Consider the following 15222-nt stretch of genomic DNA (forward strand, 5'->3'; position numbering starts at 1 on the left):
TCAGGAGGCCCTGCTGGCCGTTGCCAAACGGAAGCAGGGCTCGTATTCCTCATGATTGATCTTCATGCGGCGCTGCTCTACAAACGCCTGTAACAACAAATCCAGCTCTTCAATCACGTCGGGTTCGCCGTGCAACTCAAAGGGGCCGTGCTCTTCAATGGCACGAATGCCTGGCTCCTTGACATTACCCGCCACAATGCCGGACAGGGCACAGCGCAACTGGGCAGCCAGTTCATGGTCGGGCTGCTCACGCGACAGGCAGAGGTCACGCATGGCCGTATGTGTCGGCTCAAAGGTCTGCTGTAACATCAACGGAATATGCAGTTGCCAATTGAAGTGATAAGACTCGCCTGTTGCCCGCCGATGTGCGGTCACTTCGGCCAAGCCATCCTTCATCCGGGTTGCGACACCATGAGGATCATCAATGATGATTTCATAGCAAGCCGCTGCACGCTCTCCCAGCGTTGCACGAATAAAGCGGTCCACCGTATCGAAATACGCTTCACTGCCGGCCGGCCCGGTAAATATCAGCGGGAACGGCTGAGCCTGATTACACTCCTGCAGCAGAATGCCCAGAATATACAGAATCTCTTCCGCAGTACCGACGCCCCCTGGAAAAACCACAAAACCGTGTCCAAGGCGTACAAACGCCTCCAGACGGCGCTCGATATCCGGCATGATAATCAATTCATTGACGATGGGGTTTGGCGATTCAGCCGCAATGATGCCGGGCTCAGAGATCCCCACATAGCGGCCATCAAAGAGACGCTGTTTCGCATGGGCGATGGTTGCGCCCTTCATCGGCCCCTTCATCGCTCCCGGCCCGCAACCGGTGCAGATATCCATACCACGCAGGCCCAACTCGTATCCTACCCGCTTGGTATATTCATACTCCTCATGCACAATCGAATGACCGCCCCAGCACACGACCATGTTGGGCTTTTCGTGTGGGCGCAACGCATCCGCATGCCGCAACATGTTGAACACCTGATTGGTAATCGCCCCGGACGGCGTCAATCCTTCACAACAGCCATCAACCTTGTCCGCCACATACAGCAAATCCCTGAGCACTGAAAACAGATGCTCGTTGATCCCCTGGATCAATTCTCCATCAACAAATGCGGTCGCCGGCGCATTGATCAGATCCAGCTGAACACCCCGATGCTTGTGACTGATGCGAATATCAAAGGCGCGAAAACGATTCAGCACCATGCGCGTGCTGTCCAACTGACTGCCACAGTTCAATACCGCCAGAGCACACTGACGAAACAGGTTATACAACCCACCATGACTTTTATCCTGCAGGCGTGCCACTTCATACGGCGACAGGACATCGAGATTATCCAGCGGCGTAACGCTGGACGTAATGTAATGCTCGGTCATCATGCTGACCTCCTTGTTCCTTGCAGATACAGCTAACTACATGAACTTACGTGTCTATTTAACTATGAACCTTGTTATCCAGATTTACTACCGACGCGTGACATCGAGATGACAACCGGCAAAATCGGACACCGGGGTGGAAACCCCCACCCTGGCAATTGTAATTACCGCAGCCATGGATTAGCTTGAAGACATTAAATCGCTGTACAAGGAAGCTGTTCGATGTCTGCATCAAAACTGTATATCCTCGACACCAACGTGCTGCTGCACGACCCCAAGTGTCTGTTTCAGTTCAAGGAACAGGACATCACTATCCCCATGACAGTGCTGGAGGAGCTGGACTCGATCAAGGATCGCAAGCAAAACGTGGCCGCGGAAGCCCGGCATGCCATCAGAGTCATCGATAACATCCTCTCCACCGCCAGCAATGCCAGCCATATAACCAAGGGCGTACGCATTCTGCTGGAAGGCAAGGAGCGCGAACAGAAACTGGGCAAACTCTCCATTTTCCCCGACCATGAATTGACCAGCCGACAGGGTTTCCTCCCCGACGATAGCAACAAGGACAACCGCATCATCAACTGTGCCCTGCACCTGCAGGCCACCTTTCCGCATCGCCAGATCATTCTGGTGACCAAGGACATCAACATGCGCCTCAAGGCGCTGGGTGCCGGGCTGCAGCGGGTTGAGGACTACCGTACCGATCAGCTGGTATCCGATATCGAAATGCTGCCGGCCGGACACCACCACCTGGATGCCCCCTTCTGGGAAGGAGTCGACAAGGTCAACAGTTTTCAACGGGACGGACGGACCTACCACAAGGTCGATCGCAACCTGCTGCCCAATACTTATCTGAATGAATACGTTTACGACGACAGCAAGGACTTTTCCGCCCGCACGGTTGCCCTGGATGAAACCAGTGTCACTCTGCTGGATCTGGGTTACGAGCACCTGATGGATCAAGTGTGTTGGGGGATTCAGCCGATCAACCTGCAACAGGCGTTCGCCATGCAGTCATTGATGGACCCCGAACTGGATCTCAGCATCCTGCTGGGAGCAGCAGGGTCAGGCAAGACCTTGATTGCACTGGCCTGTGCGCTGGAGATGGTCATTGAGGAGCAACGCTTCAATAAAATCATCGTGACCCGATCAACCCCCCCCGTAGCCGAAGATATCGGTTTTCTCCCAGGCTCTGAAGAAGAGAAAATGACGCCCTGGATGAGCTCCATCAATGACAACCTCGAAGCCATGCACGAACAGGATGAACGGCCGCAGAGCAGCGTCAAATACGCACTGGAGAAAGCCAATATCCAGTTCAAGTCGCTCAACTTCATTCGTGGTCGCAGCATTCAGAATGCCATTGTCTTGATCGACGAGGCTCAAAACCTGACCCCCCAGCAGCTCAAGACCATCATCACCCGTTGCGGCAAGGGAACCAAGATGGTTTGCCTGGGCAACCTGGCTCAGATCGACTCCAATTACCTGACGCCCCTGACATCGGGTCTGACCTACATTGTCGAGCGCTTCAGGAATTTCGAAGGCTCTGCCAGCGTCCACTTTGAAGGCATTTTCCGCTCCCGCCTGGCCGAATACGCCGAAGAACACCTGTAATGCCTTTGTTGCAGTGGGCTCCTGCCCACTGCAACAATGCTTTTCATTTCTGCAGACCAAAGTCTAAAATTTCACCCCAGCGCACGGGACATGCGGGATACAGCCATTCCGGCAGAACCTTCGCGCAATCTTTGTCGACACTTCGAGTTTTATTCTGAAAACAGTTGCATATAATGCATCGCACCTAAGTATTAAGCGTAAATAATCAATCTGCCCAGCACACCCCCTCAATCGTGGGATGACGACGGCAGTGAAGCTCGGAAACCCGACCAGGTGATGTCGACCCTGGCATGGCGGGTATGCCAAAAGCTGTTTTTCCGGCGCTTCCAACTCCATTGTTTACGATCAAATGGCGAACTCATATGACCACTAAAACCGTAGATGTGCTGCTAGTCGGCGCAGGCGCGATGAGTACCACCCTTGGGATGATACTCAAGCAGCTGGACCCGAGCCTTAAGATTTGCATGGTCGAACGTCTCGATCATGTTGCCCGCGAAAGTACCGACGGCTGGAACAACGCCGGCACCGGACATGCAGCCTACTGTGAACTGAACTACACCCCCGAACAGGCCGACGGCAGCATCAACACCAACAAGGCTTTCGCAATCAACACATCTTTTGAGGTCAGCCTGCAGTTTTGGTCATACCTGGTCGAACAGGGTAACCTGCCGGCCCCTCAGGAATTCATCAACCCGACACCGCACTCCAGTTTTGTTTGGGGCGAGAAAAATGTCGAGTTCCTGCGCAAACGATACGAAACCCTCAGCCAGCACCACTGCTTCAAGGACATGGAATACAGCGAAGACCATGACACCCTGCGCGAGTGGATGCCACTGGTCATGAAAGACCGTGCTCCGACCGATAAGGTTGCGGGCACCCGTGTGCGCTACGGCTCCGATGTCAACTTCGGTGCACTGGCACGCTGCATGGTGATGAATCTGGAGCAGCAGGACAACTTCGAGTTGCTGCTGAGCCGTATTGTTGACGATCTTGATCAACAGTCTGACGGCAGCTGGAACGTCAAACTGAAGAACACCGAGAAGGGTGGTACTGAGTACATCAACAGTCGCTTCGTATTCCTGGGTGCCGGTGGTGGCGCTCTGCCTTTGCTGCAGAAAGCGGACATCCCGGAAGGCAAGGGGTACGGTGGCTTCCCGGTAAGCGGCATGTGGCTGGTGTGCAAGCGTCCCGAAATCATCGAACAGCACCAGGCCAAGGTCTACGGCATGGCTCCCATCGGAGCCCCCCCCATGTCCGTTCCTCACCTCGACACCCGCGTGATCGATGGCCAGAAGGCACTGCTGTTTGGTCCTTTTGCCGGTTTCACCACCAAGTTCCTCAAGCAGGGTTCCTTCATGGACCTGCCATGCAGTATCCGTCCGGGGAACCTGAAGCCGATGCTATCCGTCGCCAAGAACAACATGGACCTCACCCGCTATCTGATCAGCGAAGTGATGCAATCTCACTCCGCACGCGTGGACTCCCTGCGCAACTTCTTCCCTGAAGCCAAGGATGAAGACTGGGAACTTTCCTACGCCGGACAGCGCGTACAGATCATCAAGCCTGGTACCGAGACCGCTGGCAAACTGGAATTCGGCACCGAAGTCATCACCGCGCAGGATGGTAGTCTGGCAGCACTGCTGGGTGCATCTCCGGGTGCCTCAACTGCGGTCAGCGCCATGCTAAGCATCGTTGAGAGCTGCTTCGGCGAACGCTTGCAGGAAGACAGCTGGCAGCAGAAGATTCGCGAACTGGTCCCATCCTATGGCCAGAGCATGATCGAGGATGCCGAGCTGCTGAACCGCGTCCGCGCCCGAACGCTTTCCGTTCTGGAGCTGGATCGCCAGGCCTGATTCCATCGTCGGGTGCCTTTTGGCACCCGACCGCCTCCCGTCACTGGCCAGTCATGTCACCAGGGGCTATCATCTGCAAAGATGGTTTCGGGAGTTACACATGGTCAAGCGCCTGCTCACACGATTACTGATATTGCTGGTACGCCTGTATCAGATTGCCATCAGTCCTTTCCTCGGCAACAACTGCCGATTCTACCCCAGCTGTTCCAGCTACATGATCGAGGCCATACAAACCCAGGGTATTCTCAAGGGGCTGTACTTGGGGACGCGCCGCATATGTCGTTGCCACCCTTATTCCGAGGGCGGTTTCGACCCTGTACCGCCACCCCATGACGGCTCCCACTGCCAGCCACACCAGCCACAGACCAACGACTACACTGAATAGACCACCGCTATCCTGAAGTTGAGGTGTACCGATGTTCTCACCCCTGAGTGTTCTGCTGATCATCACCCTGTATATCGGCCTTCTGTTCGGGCTCGCACAATGGGGGGAGCACCGCACCCGCCGGGGGCGCCCGGTCAATTCGGCCACCGTCTACGCGCTGTCACTGTGCGTGTATTTCACGACTTGGACATTTTACGGCAGTATCGGCTTCGCAACCCGCTCGGGGCTGCTGTATCTGGGCATTTATGTTGGCGCTCTGCTATCCCTGTTTTTTTGGCAATTCACCATCCGGCGCATGATTGCCGTCAAGGAGACCTTTCATATCACCAGCATTGCCGATTTCATATCGACACGCTACCGCCGCTCTCAAGGCATCGCCGGCCTGGTGACCCTGATTGCCGTTTTCGGTCTGCTGCCCTACATCAGCCTGCAGCTGGAAGCCGTCATACGGTCGCTGCGCCTGATTACTCACGAAGGGGCAGAACATATTCACTGGAGCACATCCGGGCTGCTCATCACTCTTCTGATGACCCTGTTTACCATCATGTTTGGCATACGCCGCCTGGACCCTACTGAGCGCCATCAGGGCATGATCCTTGCTCTGGTGGCCGACTGCATCCTCAAATTGCTGGCGTACCTGGCCGTCGGCCTGTTCATCAGCTACCATTTTTTCGACGGCCCCGGCGATATCTATCGTACGATCCAGCAGAACAACCTGAGCCACCTCATCAGCTTGGGGGGCGACGATAGCGGCCTCCACTGGCTCACCCTCATCGTACTGAGTTTTGTCGGCATTCAGCTGTTGCCACGTCAGTTCCACGTCAGCGTGGTGGAAAATGTATCCCCCGGCCACATGAAACGGGCGCTCTGGGTCTTTCCCCTCTACACCCTGCTCATCGTAATGTTCGTCGTGCCCATCGCGGCAGCCGGCAACCTGCTTAACCTGCCACTGCACAATGCCGACTTCTTTATGCTCCTTGTACCTCAGGCTCTCGACCAACCCTACCTGACCCTGCTCTCGTTCCTGGGCGGTTTTGCAGCCGCAAGCGGCATGGTGATTATCACCACCGTGACATTGGCCACCATGGTATCCAACCACTTGTTGCTCCCCATCTGCGAGCGGTTCCAACAACTGGCCTGGATGCGCACCTGGCTGCTGCAAATCCGCTGGGTACTGGTAGCCTGCATTCTGTTCGGCAGCCTGCTGCTGGCCCGTCTGCTCAGCGACACCTACATGCTGGTATCGGTCGGCATGATCTCCTTTGTTGCGGTACTGCAGTTTGCGCCTGCCGCCTTTATTGGCCTGTTCTGGAGCCGCGGCAACAGCCTGGGCGCCATGCTGGGGCTTCTGATCGGTTTTGCTGTCTGGACCTGGACACTGATCATTCCAGCCTGGGTTGAAGAAGGGTGGCTGGCGATGAGCCTGCTGGAACAAGGCCCTCTGGGCCTACACTGGTTATCACCTCTGAAACTCTTCGGCAGTGATTGGCCCAAGATTCCTCATGCTGTCTTCTGGTCTCTTCTGCTGAACACACTAGCCTACCTGCTAGGCTCGTGGTTTTACAATCCACAGAAGCAGGAACGCACCCTGACCACCGAGTTTCTATATACCACGCGTGCGCTGCGCACTCAGGAAAAAGCCCGCCCGACAGGCCTCAATGCTTATATCGAGCTGGCTCCCAAACTGGTTGAAGCCGAACAGCTGCTGCGCCGCTATCTTGGTGATGAAAAAGCTCAGAACAGCGTCAACCGAATTGCTGAGGACCTGCAAGTCTATGACAAAAGCCATATCTCGATTGTCGAGCTGATGGAGTTCCACCGCATGCTGGAGCAAACGCTGGCCGGCGCAATCGGTGCTGCAAGCGCCCATACCGCAATTGAGGACAATATTCGCTACACCGACCGAGAGCGTGCCGACTTGACGGCGTTATACAGCCATATCGTGAGCGAGCTGCAAAGCTCTCACCGCTTTCACCCTGATCGACCTCAGGAACCTCAGACCCGCGGCCTTGACATGCTCGGTGACCTGCAAAGCCAGATAGAACAGCTGCAGCTGAAGATTGGCAGACGGGATAATGAAATTGAACAGCTGGAAACCAAACTGGAGTGCCAGTACGAGGAAATTTTCAACTATCGAGTAGAGGCGCAGCGCTTGCGTCACGAGAACGAAGCGCTGCGCCGGCAGCTTGTCAGCACGGAGGATCCGAATGACACCCCGGCCGAGCCGCATACCTAGATTCAGCCCTTGGCGTCTGTATCCGGCTGCTTGTGCACATGCACATCCATCTGCGGGTACGGGATACTGATACCCTGACGATCAAACTCCAGTTTGACCTTCTCGGTGGTATCCCAAAGCACAGGCCAGTAATCGCCATTCTTCACCCAGGGACGCACGTTGAAGTTCACACTACTGTCGGCCAGTTCAGCAACTCGAACACTAGGCTCCGGCTCGGCCAGCACACGCTCATCCTGTTCAAGGATTTCCTGCAGAATACGCTTGGCCTTCAGCAAGTCATCGTTGTAGCCAATGCCAAAAACCATATCGACACGGCGTGTTTCACGCTTGGAGTAGTTCACGATCTTGTCGCTGTAGATTTTACCGTTGGGCAGGATGATTTCACGATTGTCGCCGGTACGAAACACCGAGTTAAAAATGGTGATACTCTCGACAATACCGCTCACACCTCCGGCCTCGACGAAGTCACCTTCGCGGAACGGACGGAATACGATCAACATGACACCGGCAGCAAAGTTTTTCAGCGAATCCTGCAGAGACAGGCCAATGGCCAGGCCTGCTGCACCGATCAAGGCAATCAGCGAAGTTGTATCAACACCCAGTTGTCCCAACGCAGCGATGACAACAAACAGCAGTAACAATGCGTTCGCAATTGAACTGACAAAATTGACCAGCATGGTGTCCATTTTGGTTTTATGCAGAAGACTCTCAAGCACCTTCATCAGCAGCTTGACTACCCAACGACCGATCACGAAGATCGCGATTGCCGTGGCAATATTGATCGCCCAGGGCAGAATATATTCTTGAGAGAAAGACTCCATGTAAATTCCCCTTTGAGTGTGGAAATAGAAATATCAGTTCGGCTGCCATTCAGATTCGGGACAGCTCCTAAACGATAAAGTGTTTGTGGTGTAAAATCATGCGTTTGTTGCTTCAGTCGTTGGAATCAGTATGAAAAAAGTTTTATTACTCGGCGCACTCCTCTGCGCCTCCGCCCCGGTCCTGGCCGAGAAAGGGCATATCTCGGATGATGCCCATGTTTTCTTTCATAGCGGTCCCAGTAACCAGTACCGTATTACCGGGCGCATCAACAGTGGCGAGTCCATCCAAATTCTGGGCCGCAATAACGAAACCGAGTACGTCCAGATCCGTACGTCAGGAGGACGCACCGGCTGGCTGCCCGGAGATTTGGTCAGGTCAGGCGACAGCAAGCTGATCGAGCTGCCCAAACTGGAAGAAGCGTTGGAGCAAAGCCGCACCACTATCAGCGAGCAGGCCGACACCATCGAAAAGCTGAACAGCAGCCTGACTCAGCTGCAGCAGGAAAGCAGCACCTATACCGATCAGATCCGATCACTGAACACGGAAATCCGCGATCTCCAATCGCAAATCAACAATATGGATCAGAGTAATCTGATGCGCTGGCTTACGTATGGCGGTCTTATTGCATTTGGTGGCGTCTTACTGGGCCTGATCGTGCCGCACTTGCCACGCAAGCGAAAACGCAGTGACGACTGGTTCTGATTGTCGCCCCTTTCGCCTTGGCTCAGGCATTAAACTGACTGAATATACGGCTCCGCCGAAGATCAATATTTCTTAGCCTTCGGCGGCCCGGAATTCAAGCTCTGCGGGGGTATCAGGGTCGGGTGGCGCAAGCTCGGCATAGCCCTCATCCTGAGCCCAGTATCGACGCCCCTGCTCAACCCTGACTACACCGTTGAAACGCTGCTGCAGATACTCCACCGCCTCTTCCAGCGTCTCGATATCACACAGAATAACACCTCCACGGTCGTTATCCGTCGCAAAAATATAACTCTTCAACCTTCACTCCACCTACTGCTTCGGTGTATCAATATCATGCCCCCGACCAGCGGCATAACCTTCGACCCAGACTGCCAGCTCGGCCGACGACATGGGACGGGCGATATGGTATCCCTGCGCCTGGTCACAGCCAAGTCGTTGCAGCACCTTGAGGTCCTGTTCGGTTTCAACGCCCTCGGCAATCACGTCAAGCGCCATGGCATGCGCCATATCGATGATGGCCTTGACCAGGCGACCACTGGTTTGTGTTTCATCAAGCTGGCTGATAAAACTACGATCGATTTTGATCATGTCTAGTGACATATTCCGAATATAACCCAGACTGGAATAACCGGTACCGAAATCATCAATCGCAACCCGCACGCCCTGCTGCCGGAGACTGACCAATTCACGCTCGGTCGCATCGGTACTGTGCATGAAACAGCTTTCGGTCAACTCGACCACCAGTTGCTCGCCTGGCAGTTGATACTGTTCCAGCAATTCCAGCACCTGACCTGCTACCTGTCCGCGCTGAAATTGACGCGCTGAAAAGTTCACCGACAACTTCAAGAGCAGCCCCCGAGTCGCCCAGGACGCCGCTTCTGCAATTGCGCGCTCCAGCACCCAGGAACCGACTGCTTCGATCAGGCCAGCATCTTCCGCCACCGGAATAAATACCTCGGGCGACACCTGTCCAAGTTGCGGATTATACCAGCGTAGCAAGGCCTCGACGCCCAACAGATCGCCACTGTCGATGGCCACTTGCGGCTGATACACCAGGCTGAACTCTTGGTTGTCCAGCGCCTGATGCAACAGACCGGCCAAACGGTATCGACTCAGCGTGGCTCCGTGCTGCTCCGGCGTAAAAAAGCAGATCGTATTACGCCCCTGCTCTTTCGAATGCTGCAGGGCAATCTCGGCACAACGGATCAAAGCCTCTCCCGAATCAGCATCGATTGGCGCCATCGCGACTCCCATACTGACCAGTACCCAAACCTCCTCTCGCCCCAGCCAAAAGGGTACGGCCAATGCACACGTCAACTCATCCAGAAAGTCCGTCAACCTTGACTCATCACTCGTATCAGTCAGAATGATATAGAACTCGTCACCCGCAGGGCGTGCCGCAGTGCCACGCCCCGCCAACACGGTCTCAATCCGTGTTGCCATCTGCTCCAGCAGCCGATCACCGCCACTGTGACCGAAGCGGTCGTTGATCTGTTTGAACAGATCGATATCCAATGCCAGCAGTGCCATCACCTGTTGCTGTTCGCGGCAATAGTTGTACGCCAGGCGCAAGCGGTCCTCGAACAGGCGACGATTGGCCAGGCCGGTCAGCGGATCAAACCAGGACAGCTGTTGCATCTGCGCCTGAGAGCGCTTCATCTCGGTCAGGTCATGAAAAATGGCCGCATACTGGCACACCTCTCCATGATCATCCTTGATCGCCGTGATACTGAGCCATTCAGGGTAAACCGTGCCGTCCTTGCGCCGATTCCAGATCTCGCCCTGCCAGCACCCTTCCAGCGCCAACACGCTCCAAAGCAGCTGATAAAACCGGGTATCATGCAGGCCTGAGCTGAGCATGCTCGGCTTATTACCAACCGCTTCGGCAGTGCTATAGCCAGTGATGGCGGTGAAAGCAGGGTTCACGCTCAGAATGCGCCCTCTCGCATCGGTTATCACAACCCCCTCTCGCGAGGCATTCACTACCCGCTCGATCAGCTTAAGGTTATGCCGCGACTGTTCTAGTGCACTGCTCTGGTCGTTCAACAAGGCACGTAGACGATAGCTGTAATCCCGCTCGACGCTGCGCAAGATGTCAGCATACGAGGCCAGGCCAATCACCCGGCCCGCCTGATCCCTGACTCCGATATGACGAAACCTGTGCCGCCTGAACCAGCGCCGCACCTCAAACAGACTCATGTCATCCTCGACCGCAATCAGCTCAGGCAAACCCAGCGACTTCAAGGACACATCATGATCGGTTTCCTCTGTCAGCACCCGCACGACATCCGTTTCCGTCATGATGCGCCACCCCCTCGCCTCATCTCCCACCAGCACGGCCGAATAGTTGGCGTCATACATGCGCTCCAGGGCATGCCGAAAGGTACAGGATTCAGACAGTCTCACGACGTCAAAATGTGTTACCGAGCGCAGCAGGCGAGGAAACAGATCATGTTCCAGACCCTGATGGGTCACCACATCACTTTGACTGACGATGCCCAGACACCGCCCCGAGCCTTCAAATACCAACGCATGCGTCGCCCTCATGCCGGTCAGTTCAAAGCCCAGCTCGTCCAGTTCCAGATCGCCACTTACATGCGGCAGGGCTCGTGGCATCTGGCGCGTCACCAGCCCCTCTCCGGCCTGGGTCAGTACCATACCCATGATCTGCCGACGGGTGATAATACCCAGCACCTGCCCCTGCTCCTTCACCAGCACCGACCCCACATGGTGCTGGATCATCAGTTCAATAGCGCAAGACAGGGACGTGCCCGGCTCGACACTGATCAGGCTGGACTGGCAGATATCTGCAACTTTAAGTGCTGTTTGTTGCCTTGGAGTATTATTCATGCTGGCAGATTAGCATAACTGTCCCGGCTTCCAGGTGGATCAGGGTCAGCCAATGGTAAGATTACTGCAATAGAGGCATTGCCCTGCTGCTGCCAGTGTGCCAGCATCAGGCATTACACCCCGCTCAACTCGGAACCACAGTCATGCATCAATCACCCCTCAACGCTTTGACATCCATTGTTGAACAGATTGCCCGCACCGGCGACCCCAAGGCAGTCATGAGCAATATCGTTCAGAGTTTGCGGGAATTGATGCAGGTCGACGTATGCAGCCTCTATCTGTGTACGCCTGACTTTAAGCATCTGATTCTGGCCGCCACCGAGGGTCTCTCACCACGCGCTGTCGGTAAGGCCAAGTTGAAACTGGATGAAGGCCTGGTCGGCCATATTGCTTCCTCACTCAGCACCCTGAACCTGGGCAATGCGCCGGCCGATGACCGTTTTGTCTTCATCCCCGAAACCCATGAAATGCCCTATTACCGTTTCCTGGGCGTGCCGCTGCTGCATCTGCGCAAATTGATCGGCGTGCTGGTCATTCAGGGGAAAGAACGCCAGCCTTTCCCGCAGGAAGCGGAAGCCTTCCTGATCACCGTAGCGTCCCAACTGGCCGGCACTCTGGCCCAGCTGCAAAGCAAGGGTGAGTGGTACAAAAAACGCAATCCTCGCCAGGGCTACCGCCGCTTCCCCGGCCTCAAGGGTGCACCCGGACTGGGTATGGGGAAATTGCGTCTGGTCCGCCCTCACCTGTCGCTGGACCAGGTAAAAGCAGCCTGCACTTCCGAAGCGGAAGCCGAAAAAAACGCCATCTCCGAAGCGCTAGCCGCTGTCAGCGAAGAGCTGGAATCGGGGTCTGGTCACCTGGGGCAACACTTGCCCAGCGACCTCAACGCCCTGTTCAACGTCTATCAAATGATGCTGCAAAGTCCTGAACTGAGCCAGCAGATTTTGGCGCGCATCGACGCTGGGGACAACGCTCCCTGGGCACTGAAGCAAACCATTGATGCCATGGCGGAACAGTTCCTGCAGGCCGATGATCCTTACCTGAAAGCACGAGCGGAAGATATCTGCAATATCGGCCAGCGTATCCTGAATCAGCTTCTGTCCCGCGAGCGCCCCTCCACGGAAGCGCCGGACGAAGCCCTGATTCTGACCGGCGAACTGATCAGCATTGCCGATCTGGCCGAGTTCCCACTGCACCAGATTCACGGCATCATCTGTACTCAGGGCTCAACCCTGTCACACACTGCCATTCTTGCCAACGCACTGGGTATCCCTGCCGTGATGGGGGTCGAACAGTTTGAGCCCGAACAACACAAGGGAGCCACTCTGATCGCCGATGGCCACCGTGCCGAATGCGTCCTGAACCCGCCGGCCGCACTGTTGGCTGAATATCAGCGCATGATTGATGACGAGCAACGTTTCATGCAGGGCCTGGAGCGCCTGCGCAACCAGCCGGCCATCACCCGTGACGGCTTCACCGTCAGCCTGCTGACCAACACAGGTCTGCTCGCCGATGCAACCCCCGGCCTGTTGCGTGGAGCCGAAGGCGTGGGGCTGTATCGCTCCGAAATTCCCTTCATGATCCACGAAAACTTTCCGACCGAACAGGAACAATACACCTTGTACCGCAAGGTCCTGCAAGCCTATGCGCCACGCCCGGTCAACATGCGTACTCTGGATATCGGGGGCGACAAGCAACTGCCATATTTCGATATCAGTGAAACCAACCCCTATTTGGGCTGGCGCGGTATTCGCTTCAGCCTGGACAACGCTCAGTTACTGATCAGCCAGGTGCGCGCCATGCTGAGGGCCGATATCGAGCATGGCAACCTGCGCCTGCTGGTCCCCATGATCAGCCGCATAGACGAAATACAAAGTTTCCGTCGCTACGTGGAAAAGGCCGTGGATGCACTGAACCGTGAAGGCCATGAAGTCCGCATGCCTGCAATCGGTATGATGATCGAGGTACCCTCAGCCATGCTGTTGCTGCCGCGACTGACCCCCTATATCGACTTTGTCTCCATCGGCTCCAACGACCTGACCCAATACCTGTTGGCCGTTGATCGCAACAACCCGCGTGTTTCAGGCCTGTTCGACCATCTGCACCCGGCCGTTCTGGTTGCCTTGGAACAGATCCATCGGCAGTGCGAAGCGCTTGGATTGCCGGTCTCACTCTGTGGCGAAATGGCCTCGGACCCGGCGGCTGTCCTGTTGCTGGTCGCCATGGGGTACCGCTGCCTGAGCCTGAGTGCCTACAACATTCCGCGAATCAAGCTGCTGATCCGCTCCATCAACCGGGAAACACTGCTATCGCTGCTGGAACAAACCCGCCAGTGCAACAGTGAAACGGAAGTACGTGCTCTGCTGGCACCGGTACTGGCAGAGGCAGGCTGGGGACGGGACAGCCGCCCCAGCCTGCCGGGTGACACGGCTTCCGGGGCGACTCACTGAATGCCCCCTAGCACGCAGGCTTACTGAAAATTGCCCAAGCGAATGCGCAAGAAGTGATAAATTTCATTGACTACATCGACATCACAGCAGCTTTCCACACCTTCAAAGCCCGGTGACGAATTGGCTTCACACACCTTGTAGTGGTCACCGTCAAACAGCAAATCGACTCCAGCAATTTCCAGACCCAGCACTCGAGCCGTCTCAATGGCAAGCCATTCGACCTCGGGCGTCATCGAAAACTCGCGTACCGACGCGCCTCTGGAAAAATTGGCTTTGAAGCTGCCTTCTTCAGCCACTCGCTCCATACAGGCAACAGCACGCCCTCCGATCACAATGACACGCAGGTCACGGCCACGACTGTCGGCGATGAACTCTTGCAGGATAATATTGGCCTTGGGGTTCGTCACTTCAACCATTTGCATCAGGTCTTCGAAGTGGCCCAGCGTTTCACACAGAAACACACCGCTGCCCTGCGAACCCGACAGGGTTTTCACCACCACCGGGAAGCCGATCTGACGCTTGACCAACTCCGGGTTCACCGGAAACTTGACCAGCATGGTTTTCGGTACCGGCAAGCCGTTCTGCGCCAATATCTGATGGCTGTACAGCTTGTCTTTGACCGTATCAATACTCTCGGCCGAGTTAAAGCTGTGCACACCCAAGCGCTCCAGGTGCCGTATCACCGCCAAGGCGAAATAGTTGGTACCAGCCCCCATTCGTGGCAGAAAAAAATCCGGCAGTGGCGTCGACTGGCCATCCAGCATAACACTGGTACGATCATCCCGCGTTACCATCAGGTCAAAGGCTTCTGGGGTATAAACCCTGATATCAATACCGTGCGAACTGGCCTGACTGACCAGCCGTTCGATCTCGTAGGTCTCCTGTTTGACCAAGGTATGATCGGATTTGTAAAGGATCCAACCCAGCATC

11 protein-coding genes are annotated in these 15222 nt (G+C 55.6%); 6 read left to right on the forward strand and 5 right to left on the reverse strand.

The genetic code is table 11. The features are described 5' to 3' along the window. Positions 1-1386 carry a nucleotide 5'-monophosphate nucleosidase PpnN gene (ppnN, locus tag H1S06_RS06660; protein ID WP_181738462.1) on the reverse strand — a complete coding sequence of 462 codons (1386 nt, stop codon included), beginning with the start codon at positions 1384-1386 and terminating at the stop codon, positions 1-3. A gap of 219 nt (positions 1387-1605) precedes the next feature. Here ppnN and H1S06_RS06665 point away from each other — a divergent pair, with 219 nt between their 5' ends. The 4 genes from H1S06_RS06665 (at position 1606) to H1S06_RS06680 (ending at position 7468) form a co-directional block, all read left to right on the forward strand. Next, entirely contained in the window at positions 1606-2994 is a 1389-nt protein-coding gene (locus tag H1S06_RS06665) for a PhoH family protein (protein ID WP_181738464.1), read from the forward strand. Between the two features lie 299 nt (positions 2995-3293). Beyond that, positions 3294-4847 (forward strand): malate dehydrogenase (quinone), encoded by a 1554-nt coding sequence (gene mqo / locus H1S06_RS06670; protein WP_181738466.1) that lies wholly within the window; start codon positions 3294-3296, stop codon positions 4845-4847. A gap of 100 nt (positions 4848-4947) precedes the next feature. Next, positions 4948-5232, forward strand: coding sequence for a membrane protein insertion efficiency factor YidD (gene yidD / locus H1S06_RS06675; RefSeq protein ID WP_181738468.1), 285 nt, complete (start codon positions 4948-4950; stop codon positions 5230-5232). Positions 5233-5263: 31 nt separating this feature from the next. Next, positions 5264-7468, forward strand: coding sequence for a sodium:solute symporter family protein (locus H1S06_RS06680; RefSeq protein ID WP_181738471.1), 2205 nt, complete (start codon positions 5264-5266; stop codon positions 7466-7468). Positions 7469-7470: 2 nt separating this feature from the next. Here the strand turns inward: H1S06_RS06680 and H1S06_RS06685 are convergent, their stop codons facing one another. After that, the gene (locus H1S06_RS06685; protein WP_181738473.1) at positions 7471-8289 is read right to left on the reverse strand and encodes a mechanosensitive ion channel family protein; all 819 of its coding nucleotides are present in this window, start codon (positions 8287-8289) and stop codon (positions 7471-7473) included. Positions 8290-8419: 130 nt separating this feature from the next. Here H1S06_RS06685 and H1S06_RS06690 point away from each other — a divergent pair, with 130 nt between their 5' ends. After that, positions 8420-8992 (forward strand): TIGR04211 family SH3 domain-containing protein, encoded by a 573-nt coding sequence (locus H1S06_RS06690; protein WP_181738475.1) that lies wholly within the window; start codon positions 8420-8422, stop codon positions 8990-8992. Positions 8993-9064: 72 nt separating this feature from the next. Here the strand turns inward: H1S06_RS06690 and H1S06_RS06695 are convergent, their stop codons facing one another. Beyond that, positions 9065-9289, reverse strand: coding sequence for a hypothetical protein (locus tag H1S06_RS06695; RefSeq protein WP_181738477.1), 225 nt, complete (start codon positions 9287-9289; stop codon positions 9065-9067). A 12-nt stretch (positions 9290-9301) separates the two neighbouring features. Beyond that, positions 9302-11842: an EAL domain-containing protein gene (locus H1S06_RS06700; RefSeq protein ID WP_181738479.1), complete on the reverse strand. Its 2541-nt coding sequence runs from the start codon at positions 11840-11842 to the stop codon at positions 9302-9304. A 143-nt stretch (positions 11843-11985) separates the two neighbouring features. Here H1S06_RS06700 and ptsP point away from each other — a divergent pair, with 143 nt between their 5' ends. Further along, positions 11986-14292 carry a phosphoenolpyruvate--protein phosphotransferase gene (gene ptsP / locus H1S06_RS06705; protein ID WP_181738480.1) on the forward strand — a complete coding sequence of 769 codons (2307 nt, stop codon included), beginning with the start codon at positions 11986-11988 and terminating at the stop codon, positions 14290-14292. Between the two features lie 20 nt (positions 14293-14312). Here ptsP and H1S06_RS06710 read toward each other — a convergent pair whose 3' ends face one another. Next, positions 14313-15221 carry an ATP-grasp domain-containing protein gene (locus H1S06_RS06710; RefSeq protein WP_181738482.1) on the reverse strand — a complete coding sequence of 303 codons (909 nt, stop codon included), beginning with the start codon at positions 15219-15221 and terminating at the stop codon, positions 14313-14315. Between the last annotated feature and the right edge of the window lies 1 nt (position 15222).

The organism is Marinobacterium marinum, from assembly GCF_013868415.1.
GTDB classification, from domain to species: Bacteria; Pseudomonadota; Gammaproteobacteria; order Pseudomonadales; family Balneatricaceae; genus Marinobacterium; species Marinobacterium marinum.